The following is a 16225-nucleotide window of genomic DNA, read 5'->3' on the forward strand; positions in this document are numbered from 1 at the left end:
CCCAGCGAGACGCCCGGATCACATGCTGGGACGTCGGTGAGCGGCACGCGGGAAGCCGGCGGGGAGCCCGCGGGCCGCCGGCGGGCTAGCCCAGGTTGGCCCCGACGACCGAGCCGATCGCGTAGGTCAGGCCCGCCGCGGCGGCCCCGAGCAGCACCTGCCGGGCGCCGCCGTACGCCCAGGGCCGGGTGGTCACCGAGGTCACCACGGCACCGCAGCCGAACAGCGCCAGCAGCGTGATCAGCAGGCCCGGGAGCAGGCTGTCGGCGCCGAGGAGGTACGGCAGCAGCGGCACGAGAGCGCCGATCGCGAAGGCGAGGAACGACGACACCGCCGCAAGCGTCGGCGAGGCCAGGTCGTGCGGGTCGACGCCGAGCTCCTCGCGGGCGTGGACGATCACGGCCTTGTCGACGTCACGGTGGATCTGGCGGGCCACCTCGTGGGCCAGGTCGGTCTCGACGCCCTTGGCGACGTACATCTTGGCGAGCTCGTGGGTCTCCCCCGCCGGGTTGGCGAGGATCTCGAGCCGCTCCTTCTCGATCTCGTGGGCGGCGGCCTCGGACTGGCTGGCGACCGAGGTGTACTCCCCCACCGCCATCGAGAACGCGCCCGCGGCCAGGCCCGCCAGGCCGGCCAGGACCACCGCCGTGGACGTGTCGGCCCCCTGGGTGCCGCCCGCGACGCCGGCGATCAGCGCGACGTTGGAGACCAGGCCGTCGCTGGCGCCGAAGACCGCCGGACGCAGCCACCCGCCGGTGACGTCGGGGTGCTCGTGGTCGATGGCGGGAAGGTGCGGATCGTGGGGGTTCATGACTCGAAAATATCCTGGCCCGCCGACGATTTCACCGAAGGAAAGCCTCACCTTTCCTCGGTGCGCAGGGCTTCCTCGGCGGCTTCCTCCCGGGCGAGGAAGTCGTCCCGGAGCACCTGGTCCTCGCGGCCGGGGTGGCGCCGCGCGGACAGGAGGAAGAACACCAGCGCCGCCACGAACACGACGATCGAGGTCCACACGTTGAGCCGCAGGCCGAAGACGTCGTCCATCTGAACGCTGTCGATGCGGAGGTACTCGATCCAGGCGCGGCCGAGCGTGTAGCCCATGATGTAGAGCGCGAAGACGCGGCCGTACCCGAGCCGGAGCCGTCGGTCCGCCCAGATCACCAGCGCGGCCACCGCCAGGTTCCAGAGGAACTCGTACAGGTACGTCGGGTGGAACGTCGCGAACTGCTCGTAGCCCACCGGCCGGTGCACGGCGTCGATCTCCAGCCCCCACGGCAGCGTGGTCGGCCGGCCGAACAGCTCCTGGTTGAACCAGTTGCCCCAGCGGCCGATCGCCTGGGCGATCACGATGCCGGGTGCGAGCGCGTCGGCGAGCGGCAGGAACTTGGCCCCCGCCCTGCGGGCCCCGATGGCGGCGCCGACCGCTCCGAGCGCGATCGCGCCCCAGATGCCGAGCCCGCCCTGCCACACGTACAGTGCGGTGACCGGGTCGCGGCCCTCGCCGAAGTAGAGCTGGTAGTCGGTGGCCACGTGGTAGAGCCGGCCGCCGACGAGCCCGAACGGGACCGCCCAGATCGCGATGTCCCCGACCTGGCCGGGCCGGCCGCCGCGGGCCACCCACCGCCGCTCCCCCAGCCACACCGCGACCACGACGCCGGCGATGATGCACAGCGCGTAGGCCCGCAGCGGGAACGGCCCGAGGTACCAGACCCCCTGGTCGGGGCTGGGGATCGAGGCGAGGATCACGAGGAGCTCCTGTCGGTGGGACCGGGGATCGGGCCGTCCAGGGCCCCGTCGAGCAGCCGGGTCAGGTCCTCGGCGAGGTCGCCGGCGGGCGTGCCCTCGGTCCACACCACCGGCGCGCGGTCGCGGTCGTCGACCGCCACGATCTGCGTGCCGTGCGCGACCTCGTGGCCGCCCGAGGGCAGCCGGGCGCCCTTCTCGACGGGGACGCCGAGCTCGTGGCCGACGTCGACGATCGTCTCCAGGTCACCGGTGACGCCCTCGAACCCAGGGTCGAACCGGTCGAGGTAGGCGCGCAGGGTCTCCGGGTCGTCCCGGGCGGGGTCGCTGGTGACGAACAGCATCCCGACGTCGGCCCGGTCCCGCTCGTCGAGCCGGCTGAGCGCGGAGGTGATGTCGGCCATCACGATCTGGCAGATGTCGGGGCAGTGCGTGTAGCCGAAGAAGACCAGCGTCACCGGCTTCGTGGTGTCCTCGGTCAGGGAGTACGGCTGCCCGTCGGTGGCGGTGAGCGTGACGTCCGGCATCTTGTACTGCTCGGTGAGGACGGCGCCGTGCATGCCGTCGGGGTTGGCCTCGGTGAAGCCGCTGACCGTGCCCGAGGGCGTCTCCTGCCCGGCGCAGCCCGCAAGGGCGAGTACGGCGGTGAGGGCGGCCGCCGCACGGAGCGGCGCGGGGCGGTTCCGGCGGGCTCTACCCACGCCGGACCCCTGTCGCGAGGTCCTCCGCGAGCGCGCGCACCGCGACGATGCCCGAGGCGGTGTCCGGGGCCTCGAGCAGCCGGCGGACGAACGCGGAGCCCACGATCACGCCGTCGGCGTACCCGGCGACCTCGGCGGCCTGGTCGCCGTTCGAGACGCCGAGCCCGACGGCGATCGGCAGGTCGGTGAGCTCCCGGGCCCGCTTCACCAGCGGGCCGGCCAGGTCGCTGGTGCTCTCCCGGGCCCCGGTCACGCCCATCACGGCGGTCGCGTAGACGAAGCCGCGGCAGGCCTCCACGGTCATCGCCAGCCGGCGGTCGGTGGAGGACGGCGCGATCAGGAAGATCTTGTCGAGGTCGTGGGCGTCGGCCGCCGCGACCCACTCGGCGGCCTCGTCGGGGACGAGATCCGGGGTGATGAGTCCCGAGCCGCCGGCGGAGGCCAGCTCGGCGGCGAACCGCTCGACGCCGTACCGCTCGACCGGGTTCCAGTAGGTCATCACGACCACCTTCGCGCCGGTCTCCGCGACCGCCTCCACGGTGCGGAGCACGTCGGTGGTGCGCACGCCGCCCTCGAGCGCCTGCTGCGCGGCGGCCTGGATCGTGGGACCGTCCATCACCGGATCGCTGTAGGGCAGGCCGACCTCGATCACGTCACAGCCGCCGTCGACCATGGCGCGCATCGCGTCGACCGACCCGGCCACGTCGGGGAACCCGGCGGGCAGGTAGCCGACCAGCGCGGCGCGGCCGTCGGCCCTGGCGGTATCGAAGGCGGTACGGACGCTCATGCCTGCGGCTCCCCGGTGCTCTCGTCGGCCCTCTGGATCCCGGTCCCGCCGAGACCGAACCACTCGATGGCGGTGGTCATGTCCTTGTCGCCGCGGCCGGAGAGGTTGACCAGGATCGTCGACCCCGGCGCCTCCTTGGCCAGCGTCAGCGCGCCGGAGACCGCGTGCGCGGACTCGATCGCGGGGATGATCCCCTCGGTCCGCGACAGCAGCGCGAGCGCGTCCATCGCCTCGGCGTCGGTGACCGGGCGGTACTCCGCACGACCGGTCTCGGCGAGGTAGGCGTGCTCCGGCCCGACGCCCGGGTAGTCCAGGCCCGCGGAGATCGAGTGCGACTCGATCGTCTGGCCGTCCTCGTTCTGCAGCACGTAGGTGCGGGCGCCGTGCAGCACGCCGACCTCGTGGGCGTAGATGGTGGCGGCGTGCCGGGCGGTGTCGACGCCGTCGCCGCCGGCCTCGAAGCCGTAGAGCCTGACCGACGGGTCGTCGACGAACGCCGCGAACATGCCGATCGCGTTGGAGCCGCCGCCGACGCAGGCCGCGACCGCGTCGGGCAGGGCGCCGGTCTGCTCCAGGCACTGCGCACGGGCCTCGTCGCCGATGCCGCGGCAGAAGTCGCGCACCATCGCCGGGAACGGGTGCGACCCGGCGGCCGTGCCGAGCATGTAGTGGGTGTCGTCCACGCTGGCCACCCAGTCGCGCAGCGCCTCGTTGATCGCGTCCTTCAGCGTCCGGGAGCCGGACTTCACCGCGACCACCTCGGCGCCGAGAAGGTGCATCCGGGCGACGTTGAGCGCCTGCCGCTGGGTGTCGACCTCGCCCATGTAGATCACGCAGTCCAGGCCGAGGTAGGCGCAGGCGGTCGCGGTCGCGACGCCGTGCTGGCCGGCCCCGGTCTCCGCGATCACCCGGGACTTGCCCATCCGCTTGGTGAGCAGCGCCTGGCCGAGGACGTTGCGGATCTTGTGCGCGCCGGTGTGGTTGAGGTCCTCGCGCTTGAGCATGATCCGCGCGCCCGCGAGCTCCGACAGCTTCGTGGCGTCGTACAGCAGGCTCGGGGTGCCGGCGTACTCCCGCAGCATCCGCTCGAACTCGCCGGTGAACGCGGGGTCGGCCATCGCCTCCGTCCACGCCTGGGTGAGCTCGTCGTGCGCGGCGATCAGCGCCTCGGGCATGAAGCGGCCGCCGAACCGTCCGAAGTGGCCGGTCTCGTCAGGGAGTACAGACATGTGGGTGGCTTTCAGTCGCGTCGTTTCACTGCCGGGTGCGCCCCGGCCGCCACCAGGTCGGCGACGGCGGCGCGCGGGTCCCGTCCTCGGACCAGCGTCTCGCCCACCAGTACGACGTTCGCGCCCTGCTTGGCGTACTCGAACACGTCGTGCGGGCCGCGGACACCGGACTCGGCCACCCGCACCACGTCGTCGGGGATGCGGGGCGCCAACCGCGAGAAGGTGTCGCGGTCGACGTCGAGGGTCTTGAGGTTGCGGGCGTTCACGCCGACCAGTGTCGCGCCCGCGTCCAAGGCCCGGTCGACCTCCTCCTCATCGTGCACCTCGACCAGCGGGGTGAGCCCGATGGAGTGGGCGCGCTCGATGAGGCCCTCGAGCCGGTTCTGGTCCAGGGCGGCCACGATCAGCAGCGCGAGGTCGGCGCCGGCCGCGCGGGCCTCCCACAGCTGGTAGGAGGTGACGATGAAGTCCTTGCGCAGGACCGGGATCGAGACCGCCTTGCGGACCGCGCGCAGGTCGTCGAGGCTGCCGCCGAAGCGGCGCCGCTCGGTGAGCACGCTGATCGTGCAGGCACCCCCGGCCTCGTAGTCGGCGGCGAGGGACGCGGGGTCGGTGATCGTGGCCAGGGCGCCCTTGCTCGGGCTGGACCGCTTGACCTCGGCGATCACGCTGACGCCGGCGGCGCGGAAGCGCGGCATCGGGTCCACCGCGTCGGGGGCGCGGTGCGCGGCGGCCTTGACCTCGTCGAGCGGCGTGAGCGCCTCGCGTTCGGCGAGATCGACGCGGACGCCGTCGATGATCTCGTCGAGAACGGACATGAGGACCTCGCACCATTGTCTGGGTCGGCTGGGTCTCTAGACTCTCACGACACAGGGGGCACGCCCGCACAGAGGTCCGGATGCGGAACGCGTGCCCGCCACCCCGCTCGACGAGGAGGAACCGAGGATGAGCGAGCCGCCCGGTGCGCCGTACGGCAGCGGCCAGCAGCCCCCGGGCCCCGGCCCCTCCGGCTACCCTCCCCCGCCCTACGGCTACCGGCCGGGCGGGTACGTGCAGAACAACGGCAAGGCGGTCGCCTCGCTGGTCACCGGGATCGCGTCGCTGGTGCTCTCCTGGTGCTGCGGGCTCGGCCTCGTCGGGATCGTCGCAGTGGTTCTCGGGGTGAAGGCACGGGCCGAGATCCGCCGCTCCGGGGGCACCCAGTCGGGCGACGGGCTCGCCCTGGCCGGCATCATCACCGGCGCGGTGGCGATCGTGCTGGGGCTGGTCGTGCTGGTCGCGGTCGCGATCGCGCTCTCCACCGGGATGGGAGAGACGGGCCCCGGGCCGGGAACCGGCACGGCGCTCTAGCTGTGATGTCCAGCCACGTTGGTCGAGAACCTGTGACGACACGATCTGATGTCGTAGATGGGTGAAGACCTCCCGATGTGGAGTGGAGCTGTCTAAGGAACCGCTCCCACCAGGAGGTCTTCGTGTCCCACGCTACCCACTCCAACGCCGCTCTCACGCCACGTGCCCGACTGCGGCTGGCGCGCCTGATCGTCGATGACGGCTGGGCCCCGGCTCGGGCCGCCGAACGCTACGACGTGTCATGGAAGACCGCGGCGAAGTGGGCGGCCCGCTATCGCGAGGAGGGGCCTGCGGGAATGCTCGACCGGTCCTCGGCGCCCCGCCATCAGCCGAACCGGACCTCGGCGCCGATGGTCCGCAAGATCGTGCACCTGCGCTGGAAGCACCGCCTGGGGCCGGTCCAGATCGCCGACCGGCTCGGGATGCAGGCCTCGACCGTCCACGCCGTCCTGGTCCGGTGCCGGCTCAACCGGCTCGCGCATGTGGACCGGGCCACCGGTGAGCCGATCCGCCGCTACGAACACCAGCGACCCGGCGATCTGATCCACGTCGACGTCAAGAAGCTCGGCCGGGTCCCCGACGGCGGCGGCTGGCGTTACGTCGGCCGCCAGCAAGGCGACAAGAACCGGGCCGCGACCGCGGCCCGCACCGGTGCGCCCAAGAGCAGGTACCACCAACCGCTGGTCGGGACCTGCTACCTGCACACCGTCATCGACGACCACTCGCGGGTGGCTTACGTCGAGGCCCATGACGACGAGACCAAGGAGACCGCCGCAGCAGTGCTGCGCAACGCGGTGGCCTGGTTCGCCGAACGCGGCGTGAACGTGCAACGGGTGCTGTCCGACAACGGCGGGGCGTACCGGTCGTTCCTGTGGCGCGACACCTGTGCAGAGCTCGGGGTCACCCCGAAGCGGACCCGGCCCTACCGGCCCCAGACCAACGGCAAGATCGAACGGTTCCACCGCACCCTGGTCGAGGGCTGGGCCTTCAAGAAGTTCTACAGCTCCGAGTCCGCCCGACTCGCCGCCCTGCCAGCATGGGTCCACGACTACAACCACCACCGGCCCCACTCGGCCATCGGGAAACGGTCACCCATCACCAGGTTGGACAACCTGGCTGGACATCACATCTAGCGGGCCGATGTGCTCGCCCCCGGGTCGCGGAGCCGGTAGCGTCCACCTTCCGCACCACGGACCCAGGAGACGCCATGAGCTACACGCCCCCGCCGCCGCCCCCGCCCGGAGCAGGCGGCTACGCGACACCGCAGACGAACAAGAAGGCGCTGTGGTCGATGATCCTGGGGATCCTCGCGCTGGTGTTCTGCGGGCTGGTCACCGGCATCCCCGCGCTGATCCTGGGCAACGGCGCCAAGAAGGAGATCGCGATGTCCGGGGGCGCCCAGTCCGGCGCCGGGATGGCGCAGGCCGGGGTGATCCTGGGCTGGATCTCGATCGTGTTCAGCGCCCTCGTGCTGGTCTACGCCCTGACCACCGGGTCCCTGGGCTCCTGACCTCGCGTTGAGAGGTCACTCGTTCGGCGTTGAGGCGTCAGTCGTGCGGTGTTGAGGCGTCAGTCGTGCGGCCGCGCGGGGCTCCCCGGGCGGTACGGCGTCAGGGCGCGAGCCACTCGAACGCCGGCAGGTTGCGCACCACCCAGAACGCGAGCGAGACCACCGCGAGCAGGAGCGCTCCGGCGAGCCCGCGACGCGGGCTGACGGTTCGTCGTACGCCCCGCCAGCGGTCGGAGAACCAGCGCGTCCAGAAGAACACCATCAGCGGGATGGCACCGACGAACAGCAGGTTGCTCGACGCGGCCGCCGCGAGGTCGCCGCGGGTCAGGTCGTTGACGGCGCGCAGGCCGCCGCAGCCGGGACAGTAGGTGCCGGTGAGCAGCAGCCACGGGCAGTACAGGTAGCTGCCGCTCTCGTGCGGGTCGCGCAGGTGCAGCAGCACGCTGGCGCCGAGCACCGCGCCGGCGACCAGGGTCGGCGCCGCCACCCGCTGCGCGCGGGTCGACGGCGTCGCACCGGTGTCGAGCGCGGTGGCCATGACCGTGCGCCGGTCAGTGACCGGCGGTCTCCGCGCCGAGGCCCAGCAGCTGCATGACCTTGCCGACGATCGCGCCGACGGGGAGCAGGGCGACGCCCACCCAGAAGAGCAGCATGTTGGCGACCACGAGGCCGATGCCGCCGACGACGAAACCGATCAGGATGATCGTGACGCCGGTCCACGCTGCGGGGGTGTTGCCGTGGTGAGCCATGCCGTGGTTCTCCTTGACGCTGGGTGAGGCGGGCCGGGGGCCTCTCCCGGTGCGGGCACCGTGAGCAGCCGCCCTGGACGCGGTTGGTCCGCCCATTCTAGGAGGTCGGGTCGCGTCCTTCGTCGAGCGCCCGCCACATGTCCTCGTCGGCGGGCGGACGCTCGGCCCGGGCGGCGGGGGCGTCGTACTTGCTGCCCATCGCCGGCCACCGGGGCGAGCGAACGGCGGCCACACCGAACGCGGCCGCCGAGAGCAGCACGCCCACCCCTGCCAGGTAGTACCAGGCCGAGAGGTTCGTGACGAAGGTGTCCCCAGTCGCGCCCTGCGCCATCGCCGCGGCCACGGCGTCGTCCTGTGCCGCCGAGAAGCCGAGGACCACCGCGACCAGCGCACCGGCCGAGGCGAGCAGGCCGACCACCGCGAGCACCCTGCGGACCCACCCGCGCGCGACCAGCAGCACCCCCCAGGACGCCAGCGCGACCAGCGCGAGGGCGGCGACGAGCGGTTGCGACTCCGAGCCGCTGACCGAGGCCTCGACCCGGATCCCGGCGGCGTCGCCGCGCGAGGTGGCCCAGTCTCGGCTGCCCGCCACGGCGGCGAGCCCCGCCCCGGCGAGGCCGAGGAGGACGGCGGGTCCGTAGGACCGGTCCCGGCGCGGCGCCTTGGTCTCCTCAGGCGTCCCGGGCTCGGGCGCCGGCGAGGGCGTGGACGGCTCAGGCATCGGCGGTCGTCACCAGGTCGTTGTCGAAACAGGTACGACTCCCGGTGTGGCAGGCGGCGCCGACCTGGTCGACCCTCACCAGGAGCGTGTCGCCGTCGCAGTCGAGGCGCACCTCCTTGACCCACTGCTTGTGGCCGGAGGTCTCGCCCTTCACCCAGTACTCCTGCCGCGAACGGCTCCAGAACGTCGACCGCCCCGTGGTGAGCGTGCGGTGCAGCGCCTCGTCGTCCATCCAGCCGACCATGAGCACCTCGCCGGTGTCGTGCTGCTGGACGACGGCGGCAACCAGGCCGTGCGCGTCACGCTTGAGCCGGGCGGCGATGTCGGGGTCGAGGGCGGACGGAGCGGTGGCGTCGGAGGTTGTCACGCCTCGATTATCGCGCGCGGCCTCCGAGGGCCGTCGTACGGCGTCCGTCCGGCCGCACGAGTGACCTCTCAACACTTCACGACTGACGCCTCAACACCTCACGACTGACGCCTCAACACCGCACGAGTGACGCCTCAACGGGGGGTGTGCTGGGCGACCCAGGAGGCGTGGAGGCGTCCGTAGACCCCGCCCTCCGCCACGAGCCGGTCGTGCGAGCCGCGCTGGACGATCCGCCCCGCGTCCACGACGACCACCTCGTCGGCGTTCTCTGCGGTGGAGAGCCGGTGGGCGATGGTGACCGAGGTGCGGCCGCTCATCAGGCGCTCCAGCGCCTGGCCGATCCGCATCTCGAGCTGCGGGTCGACCGCGCTGGTCGCCTCGTCGAGCACCAGCAGGTCCGGGTCGGCGAGGTGGGCGCGCACCAGCGCGACGAGCTGCCGCTCGCCGGCCGAGAGCGACTCCCCGCGCTGTCCCACCCGGGTCTCCAGCCCCCGCGGGAGCGTGGCCAGCCAGTCGGACAGGCCGAGCTCGCGGATCGCCTCGCGGATCTCCTCGTCGGTCGCGCCGAGCCGGCCGTACCGCGCGTTGGCGGCCAGCGTGTCGTCGAACAGGAAGCCCTCCTGCGGCACCATCACCACCCGCTCGCGCAGCGAGGTGAACGGCACCTCGCGCAGGTCCACCCCGTCGAGGCGCACCGCCCCCGAGCTGGGGTCCATCAGCCGGGTCAGCAGCTTCGCCAGGGTGGTTTTGCCCGAGCCGGTCTCCCCGACCACCGCGACCCGGCGGCCGGGCTCGATCCGCAGGGACACGTCGTGCAGCACCGGCCGCCCCCCGGGGTAGGCGAACTCCACGTCGTCGAACTCGATCGAGACCGGGCGCTGCGGCAACGCCGTGCCGCCGTCGCCGGGGTCGACCACGTCGGCCGGGGTCTCCAGGATCCCGATCACGCGGCGCCAGCCGGCGATCGCGTTCTGGGCGTCGGTGAGCACCTGGGTGCCCATCTGGACCGGCCCCACGAACAGCGTGACCAGGAACGCGAACGCGAGCACCTTGCCCGCGGTGATCTCCCCGGCGAGGCCGAGCCAGATCCCGACGATCAGCACGCCGGCGTTGGCGAGCCCGGCCGAGACACCACCGAGCGAGAACGAGAACGCGGTCAGCCCCTGCGCCCGGGTCGAGGCGGCCCGGTGCCGGTCGACGGCGGTGTCGATCCGGTCCTGGGTGCGATTCTCGATGGCGTACGAGCGGACGACGGCCGCGCCCACCACGGGCTCGGAGATCGCCGAGAGCATCACGCCGACCTGGCTCCGCACCACGCCGTACGCCTCGGAGAGCTTGCGCTGGAAGTACCGCAGCGACAGGAACAGCGGAGCGAAGCAGAGCCAGACCACCAGGGTCAGCTGCCAGCTGTAGTAGGCCATGATCAGGGTCGCGACGATGATCTGCCCGACGCTGACCACCGCGATCATGCCGCCGAAGACCAGGAACTGCGAGACCTGGTCCACGTCGCTGGTGACCCGGGCGACCAGGGCGCCGCGGCGCTCGGTGTTCTGGGTGAGCAGCGGCAGGTCGTGCACGTGCCGGAACGCCTTGATCCGCAGCGTGGCGAGCCCCCGCTCGGCGGTGGCGAACAGCCGCGAGGTCATCAGGTACGACGCCCCGCTGGTCACCACGATCGCGACCCCGGCCAGGACGGCCATCTTCGTCATGAACGCGGTGTCCGGCCCACCGGGGCCGTTGAGGCCGCGGTCGAGGGTCTGCTGCACCGCGATCGGGACGACCACCCGGCCGAGGGTGGCCAGCACCGCGAAGAACCCGGTGAGCCAGATCCCCTCCTTGAGCTCGGGCGAGAAGTCCACGCCACGGGCGATCGTGCGCCACGCGGAGATCGACTCCCCCGTGCTCATCGACGTGCTGCTCGTGGTGGTGGCGCTCACCGGGTCACCGCCCCTTCGTCGTCGCCCGCTTCTGCGCGGTCCTGCTCGTAGGCGTTGACCAGGTCGGCGTACCCCGCGCTGCGCGCCAGCAGCTCGGTGTGCGTGCCCTGGTCGGACACGTGCCCGTCGGTGAGGTAGACGACCTCGTCGGCCAGCCCGATCGTGGCCTTCCGGTAGGCGACCACCAGGATCGTGCTGCCGAAGCCGCGGAGGGCCGCGAGGATCCGCGCCTCGACCTCCGGGTCGACCGCCGAGGTGGCGTCGTCCATCACCAGCAGCCGGGGCCGGCGTACCAGCGCCCGGGCCAGCGACAGCCGCTGCCGCTGGCCGCCGGACAGGGTGGTGCCGCGCTCCCCCAGCCGGCTGTCGAGGCCGTGCGGCAGGCCGGCGACGAACCCGTCGGCCTGCGCGGTCCGCAGCGCCTCCCAGACCTGCTCGTCGTCGACGTCGGCGCCGAGGGTGACGTTGCCGCGGACGGTGTCGTCGAAGAGGAACGTGTGCTGCGGGACCAGCGCGACGTGCTCGGCGAGCGCGCCGGCCCGCAGGTCGCGCAGGTCGGTGCCGTCGACCAGCACCGCGCCGTCGACCGGGTCGACGAGCCGCACCAGCAGCGAGGTCAGCGTGCTCTTTCCCGAGGCGGTGGCGCCGACCACGGCGACCGTGCGGCCCGGCTCGACGGTGAACGTCAGGTCCTCGAGCAGGCTCTGGTCGGCGTCGTACCGGTAGGCGAGGTGGCGTACGTCGAGCCGCGCGCCGTCGTGCGCCGCCGGGATCTCCCGGCCGCCGTACTGCATCTCCCCGGTCGCCGCGAGCACGGCGCCGACCCGCTCGAAGCCGACCACGCTGCGCGGGAACTCCCCGAGCAGCCAGCCGAGGGAGCGGATCGGGAAGGCCACGATGGTCAGCAGGTAGGCCACCGTGACCACGTCGCCGGCATCGGTCTGGCCGTTCAGCACCCGCCACACGCCGACGCTGAGCACGGCGAGCACGCCGAGGTTCGGCAGCGCCTCGAGCGCCGGGTCGAACGCCGCCCGCACCCGTCCGGCGCGGACCGCGACGTCGCGCAGCTGGTGGGCCCGCTCGGCGAACCGGGCGGTCTCCTCCTGCTCGCGGCCGAGGGTCTTCACGACCAGGGCACCGTCGAAGGACTCGTGCGCCACCTCGCTGACCTCGGCGCGCAGCGCCTGGGCACGGGTCATCAGCGGCGACTGGAGCCGCTGGAAGGCGATGTTGGCCACGATCACGAGCGGGAAGACCAGCAGCCCGACCAGCGCCATCACCAGGTCGGCGAGGAGCATCTGCGCCACGGCGATCACCATCATCGCGACCGTGCCGACCGCCATCGGCAGCGGCGCGATCGGCGCCCAGGCGGCCTCGACGTCGGCGTTGGCGTTGGAGAGCAGCTGCCCCGTGGGGTGCTGCTGGTGCCAGGACATCGGGAGCCGGAGGTACTGCCGGGTGACCGCGCGCCGGTAGTGGGCCTGCATCCGGTACTGCATCACGCCCGCGCCGAGCCGGCGGGCGACGATGCCGACCGCGCGGAGGATCGCGACCCCGACGAAGAGCGCGAGGATCGCGATCAGGCCCTTGGTGCTGGTGGTGCCGGTCTCGAACGCAGGCAGCACCACGTTGTCGGTCGCCCAGCCGAGCACCCACGCGTCGGCGACCGTGAGCGCGCCGAACAGCAGGCTGCCCAGGGTGGAGAGGGTGAAGATCCAGGGCTCGCGCCTGATGGCGACGCCGAGGACGGCGAACCCGTCACGGATCGTGCTGGCCGACGCGACGCGCCGCCGGCTGGTGTGGCTGGTACTCACCAGGCTCCCTTCCTTTGGGCCAACCCTACGATCAGGGCATGACGCGGATGTCGAGGACCGAGCGCGCCGCCCTGTGCGACCTGGCGCTCCAGGTCGGCGAGGACCAGCCCACGCTGTGCGGCGGCTGGACGGTGAAGGACCTGGTGGTGCACCTGCTGCTCCGGGAGCGGAGCCCGCTCGCGGCGGGGATCGTGGTCCCGCAGCTGGCCGGGGTGACGGAGCGCGCGATGGAGCGGATGAAGCGGGGCACCGACTTCGCGGTGCTCGTCGAGCGGCTGCGCAGCGGCCCACCGGCCCTGCCCGGCCTGGCGAAGATCGAGGACCGGCTCAACACGGTCGAGTTCTTCGTCCACCACGAGGACGTGCGCCGCGCCGTAGCCGGCTGGACGCCGCGCCGGCTGAGCGCGGCGGAGGAGTCGCGGCTGTGGTCGCTGATCCGGGTGCTCGGCCGGGGGCTCACCCGCGGCGCGCCGGTCGGCGTGGTCCTCGAGCGCAGCGACACCGGCGAGCGGGCGGTCCTCAAGGACGCACCGGCCACGGTCGTCGTACGCGGTCTGCCGAGCGAGCTGACCCTGTTCGTCTACGGCCGCATGGGGCAGGCCCGGGTGGAGCTCGACGGGTCCGACGCGGACGTGGCCGCGCTCACCGGTACCGACCTCGGCGTCTGACCAGCCCCCTCGCGCGCCGCGGGTCACCGGGGCGCGGGGCCCGGCCCGGCATCGCCCTGCTTCCGCATGCGCTCCCGCATGCTCCCGGCGAGCAGCGAGCCCGCGGCCGCCACGAACACCAGGTCGAAGACCATCTGCACCAGGGCCAGGACCCGCGCTACCTGGCCGGCCGCGTGCACGTCGCCGAGGCCGATCGTGGTCAGCATCTGCATCGTGAAGTAGAGCGAGTCGGTCTTCGTCTCCAGCCCCACCATCTGGCCGGGGCGGGAGAGCGCGAGGCTGTAGTAGCCCATGGCGAACACGGCGACCACGCCGCTCAGCAGGGTGACCAGCGCCGGGAAGCCGACGTCCTCGCCCTGCACGAGGTGCCGCCGGACCTGGCCCGCGATCGCCCAGCCCAGGACGCTCGCACCGGCCAGGGTGAACAGCACGCCGGTGAGCAGGTCGCCGCCCTCCTTCTCCACCGGGACGGCGTAGTACGTCGCGATGACGGCGAACACGCTGACCATCGGACGGACCCACCGCCGGCGCAGCCGGGTGCCCTGCGTGCGACGCGGCCGGGACGCGGTCACCCGGCGCCCCCGAGCCGGGCCGCGGAGCGCGGTCGTGGACTCATGGGACCACTGTCGCACCCCAGGTCGGCCGAGAGCGCGCGAACGCGGAAGCCGTCCGGTCAGCGCACGGGATGGCCGGCGTCGGCGAGGGACCGCTTCACGTCGGCGATCCGCAGCGTGCCGAAGTGGAAGACGGTGGCGGCGAGTACGGCGTCCGCGCCGGCGTCCACGGCCGGCGGGAAGTGCTCCACCTTGCCCGCTCCCCCGCTCGCGATCACGGGGATGGTCACCTCGCGGCGGACCAGCCGGATCAGGTCGAGGTCGAACCCGTTCTCGGTGCCGTCGGCGTCCATCGCGTTGAGCAGGATCTCCCCGGCGCCGAGCTCGGCCGCACGCGCGGCCCACTCCAGCGCGTCGAGGCCGGCGCTGCGACGGCCGCCGTGGGTGGTGACCTCGAAGCCGGAGTCGGTGCCGGCCGCGCGCCGGGCGTCCACGGAGAGCACGAGCACCTGGTTGCCGAACCGGTCGGCGATCTCGGCGATCAGCTCGGGCCGGCGGATCGCGGCGGTGTTCACCGCGACCTTGTCCGCCCCCGCGCGCAGCAGCCGGTCGACGTCGTCGACGCTGCCCACCCCGCCGCCGACCGTCAGCGGGATGAAGACCTGCTCGGCGGTGCGGGAGACGATGTCCATCGTGGTCGCGCGACCCTCGTGCGAGGCCGAGATGTCGAGGAAGGTGAGCTCGTCGGCGCCCTCGGCGTCGTACACCTTGGCCAGCTCCACCGGGTCGCCGGCGTCGCGGAGCTCGCGGAAGTTGATGCCCTTGACGACGCGGCCCGCGTCGACGTCGAGGCAGGGGATGACCCGGACGGCGAGGCTCATGGCCGGCGCTTCGCGGGCAGGGTCAGCGCGAGCGCGTCCTCGAGGGTGAACCGGCCCTCGTACAGCGCGGTGCCGATGATCGCGCCCTCGACGCCGTCCTCGACGAGCCCGGTCAGCGCCTCGAGGTCGGCGAGCTCGGTGATCCCGCCGGACGCGACGACCGGGCGGTCGGTGGCGGCGCAGACGTTGCGCAGCAGCTCGAGGTTGGGGCCCTGGAGCATGCCGTCCTTGTTCACGTCGGTCACCACGTAGCGGGCGCAGCCCTCGCGGTCGAGCCGCGCGAGCACGTCGTAGAGGTCGCCGCCCTCCCGGGTCCAGCCCCGGGCGGCGAGGGTGCGGCCGCGGACGTCGAGGCCGACCGCGATCCGGTCCCCGTGCCGGGCGATCGCCGACGCGCACCACTCGGGGTGCTCGAGCGCGGCGGTGCCCATGTTGACCCGGCGGCAGCCGGCGGCCAGCGCCGCGTCGAGGGAGGCGTCGTCGCGGATCCCACCGCTCATCTCGACCTTGATGTCGAGGGTGCCGACGATCTTCGCGAGCAGCTCCCGGTTGTCGCCCCGGCCGAAGGCGGCGTCGAGGTCGACGAGATGGATCCACTCGGCGCCGCGGGCCTGCCAGTTCAGCGCGGCCTCGACCGGGTCGCCGAAGCGCTTCTCCGAGCCGGCCACGCCCTGCACCAGCTGGACGGCCTGGCCTCCGGCGATGTCGACGGCGGGCAGCAGCTCCAGGTAGGCACTCATGGGTCCAACCTTAGGGGGACGTGGGACCGACCCCGGACCCCGTCCCACCCGGGGAGAGGGGCCCGTCACACCGCGGGTGCGAGTCGGGCCCGGGCGGGCGTCCGCGCCCCGGCCGGGCGTCAGCGCCGGCGCACGAGGACCAGCAGCACCGGGAGGACCAGCAGCGTCAGCACGAGCGCGGCCAGCCGCGCGGGCCAGTCCGGACGGACCACCCACACCAGCACGTTCACCGCGAGCAGCGCCGCCAGCAGCAGCGAGGTGCGGGTCCGCGCCCGCCGTGCCAGCGGTCCGGTCTGCTTCCCACGCGGGGTCCAGGTCGGCGTCATCCGCCGCAGTGCCCTCTTCCTCGCCTCGTGACGCTCGCGACGCTCGGCCTCCGAGGCCCGTGCCGCCGCCCTGATCGCGGCCTCGCGCTCCCGTTCCGCGCGGCGCCGGGCACGCTCCTTGCTCATCGCCGCCCGTCCGACGGCGCGGCCT

20 protein-coding genes are annotated in these 16225 nt (G+C 73.0%); 4 read left to right on the forward strand and 16 right to left on the reverse strand.

Translation table 11 applies throughout. The features are described from left to right. Positions 1 to 85: 85 nt before the first annotated feature. The 6 genes from K1X13_RS02360 to trpC are packed head-to-tail and all read right to left on the reverse strand — an operon-like array spanning position 86 to position 5275. Complete coding sequence (locus tag K1X13_RS02360) at positions 86 to 811, reverse strand: VIT1/CCC1 transporter family protein (RefSeq protein ID WP_221023433.1); 726 nt, start codon at positions 809 to 811, stop codon at positions 86 to 88. A gap of 47 nt (positions 812 to 858) precedes the next feature. Continuing rightward, on the reverse strand, positions 859 to 1743 hold the full coding sequence (gene lgt, locus K1X13_RS02365) for a prolipoprotein diacylglyceryl transferase (protein ID WP_221023434.1): 885 nt from the start codon (positions 1741 to 1743) through the stop codon (positions 859 to 861). Then, the gene (locus tag K1X13_RS02370) at positions 1740 to 2441 is read right to left on the reverse strand and encodes an SCO family protein (RefSeq protein WP_308249343.1); all 702 of its coding nucleotides are present in this window, start codon (positions 2439 to 2441) and stop codon (positions 1740 to 1742) included. The genes lgt and K1X13_RS02370 overlap by 4 nt, the downstream gene beginning before the upstream one ends. After that, complete coding sequence (gene trpA / locus K1X13_RS02375) at positions 2434 to 3228, reverse strand: tryptophan synthase subunit alpha (RefSeq protein WP_221023435.1); 795 nt, start codon at positions 3226 to 3228, stop codon at positions 2434 to 2436. Before trpA ends, K1X13_RS02370 begins: the two co-directional genes overlap by 8 nt. Continuing rightward, positions 3225 to 4472, reverse strand: coding sequence for a tryptophan synthase subunit beta (gene trpB, locus K1X13_RS02380; protein ID WP_443678912.1), 1248 nt, complete (start codon positions 4470 to 4472; stop codon positions 3225 to 3227). Before trpB ends, trpA begins: the two co-directional genes overlap by 4 nt. Continuing rightward, a complete protein-coding gene (trpC, locus tag K1X13_RS02385; RefSeq protein ID WP_221023437.1) occupies positions 4469 to 5275 on the reverse strand; it encodes an indole-3-glycerol phosphate synthase TrpC in 807 nt (268 codons plus the stop codon). The genes trpB and trpC overlap by 4 nt, the downstream gene beginning before the upstream one ends. Positions 5276 to 5402: 127 nt before the next feature. Here trpC and K1X13_RS02390 point away from each other — a divergent pair, with 127 nt between their 5' ends. The 3 genes from K1X13_RS02390 (at position 5403) to K1X13_RS02400 (ending at position 7317) form a co-directional block, all read left to right on the forward strand. After that, positions 5403 to 5807: a DUF4190 domain-containing protein gene (locus K1X13_RS02390; RefSeq protein ID WP_221023438.1), complete on the forward strand. Its 405-nt coding sequence runs from the start codon at positions 5403 to 5405 to the stop codon at positions 5805 to 5807. 122 nt (positions 5808 to 5929) lie between these two features. Continuing rightward, complete coding sequence (locus K1X13_RS02395) at positions 5930 to 6940, forward strand: IS481 family transposase (RefSeq protein ID WP_221023439.1); 1011 nt, start codon at positions 5930 to 5932, stop codon at positions 6938 to 6940. A 74-nt stretch (positions 6941 to 7014) separates the two neighbouring features. Further along, complete coding sequence (locus K1X13_RS02400) at positions 7015 to 7317, forward strand: DUF4190 domain-containing protein (protein WP_221023440.1); 303 nt, start codon at positions 7015 to 7017, stop codon at positions 7315 to 7317. A 100-nt stretch (positions 7318 to 7417) separates the two neighbouring features. On the opposite strand, the gene K1X13_RS02405 is transcribed toward K1X13_RS02400, so the two are convergent. The 6 genes from K1X13_RS02405 to K1X13_RS02430 form a co-directional block, all read right to left on the reverse strand. Beyond that, a complete protein-coding gene (locus tag K1X13_RS02405; RefSeq protein WP_221023441.1) occupies positions 7418 to 7855 on the reverse strand; it encodes a DUF2752 domain-containing protein in 438 nt (145 codons plus the stop codon). A 13-nt stretch (positions 7856 to 7868) separates the two neighbouring features. After that, positions 7869 to 8066 (reverse strand): HGxxPAAW family protein, encoded by a 198-nt coding sequence (locus tag K1X13_RS02410; RefSeq protein WP_221023442.1) that lies wholly within the window; start codon positions 8064 to 8066, stop codon positions 7869 to 7871. A 97-nt stretch (positions 8067 to 8163) separates the two neighbouring features. Beyond that, a complete protein-coding gene (locus tag K1X13_RS02415; protein WP_221023443.1) occupies positions 8164 to 8787 on the reverse strand; it encodes a Trp biosynthesis-associated membrane protein in 624 nt (207 codons plus the stop codon). Then, entirely contained in the window at positions 8780 to 9154 is a 375-nt protein-coding gene (gene hisI, locus K1X13_RS02420; protein WP_221023444.1) for a phosphoribosyl-AMP cyclohydrolase, read from the reverse strand. Before hisI ends, K1X13_RS02415 begins: the two co-directional genes overlap by 8 nt. Before the next feature lie 134 nt (positions 9155 to 9288). Next, on the reverse strand, positions 9289 to 11091 hold the full coding sequence (locus K1X13_RS02425; RefSeq protein WP_308249344.1) for an ABC transporter ATP-binding protein: 1803 nt from the start codon (positions 11089 to 11091) through the stop codon (positions 9289 to 9291). Continuing rightward, positions 11088 to 12905 carry an ABC transporter ATP-binding protein gene (locus tag K1X13_RS02430; protein ID WP_221023445.1) on the reverse strand — a complete coding sequence of 606 codons (1818 nt, stop codon included), beginning with the start codon at positions 12903 to 12905 and terminating at the stop codon, positions 11088 to 11090. Before K1X13_RS02430 ends, K1X13_RS02425 begins: the two co-directional genes overlap by 4 nt. A gap of 38 nt (positions 12906 to 12943) precedes the next feature. Between K1X13_RS02430 and K1X13_RS02435 the strand changes: the two genes are divergently transcribed. After that, positions 12944 to 13573, forward strand: a complete 630-nt coding sequence (locus K1X13_RS02435; protein WP_221023446.1) for a TIGR03085 family metal-binding protein — start codon at positions 12944 to 12946, stop codon at positions 13571 to 13573. Positions 13574 to 13596: 23 nt separating this feature from the next. Here the strand turns inward: K1X13_RS02435 and K1X13_RS02440 are convergent, their stop codons facing one another. From K1X13_RS02440 to K1X13_RS02455, 4 genes are all read right to left on the reverse strand, one after another. After that, complete coding sequence (locus tag K1X13_RS02440) at positions 13597 to 14145, reverse strand: potassium channel family protein (RefSeq protein ID WP_221023447.1); 549 nt, start codon at positions 14143 to 14145, stop codon at positions 13597 to 13599. Positions 14146 to 14246: 101 nt separating this feature from the next. Beyond that, on the reverse strand, positions 14247 to 15008 hold the full coding sequence (gene hisF, locus K1X13_RS02445; RefSeq protein ID WP_221023448.1) for an imidazole glycerol phosphate synthase subunit HisF: 762 nt from the start codon (positions 15006 to 15008) through the stop codon (positions 14247 to 14249). Continuing rightward, entirely contained in the window at positions 15005 to 15748 is a 744-nt protein-coding gene (gene priA / locus K1X13_RS02450; protein WP_221023449.1) for a bifunctional 1-(5-phosphoribosyl)-5-((5-phosphoribosylamino)methylideneamino)imidazole-4-carboxamide isomerase/phosphoribosylanthranilate isomerase PriA, read from the reverse strand. The genes hisF and priA overlap by 4 nt, the downstream gene beginning before the upstream one ends. 119 nt (positions 15749 to 15867) lie before the next feature. After that, entirely contained in the window at positions 15868 to 16200 is a 333-nt protein-coding gene (locus tag K1X13_RS02455) for a hypothetical protein (protein WP_221023450.1), read from the reverse strand. Positions 16201 to 16225 lie beyond the last annotated feature (25 nt).

The sequence above is a fragment of the Nocardioides jiangsuensis genome (assembly GCF_019679455.1).
In the GTDB taxonomy this organism is placed as follows: domain Bacteria; phylum Actinomycetota; class Actinomycetes; order Propionibacteriales; family Nocardioidaceae; genus Nocardioides_C; species Nocardioides_C jiangsuensis.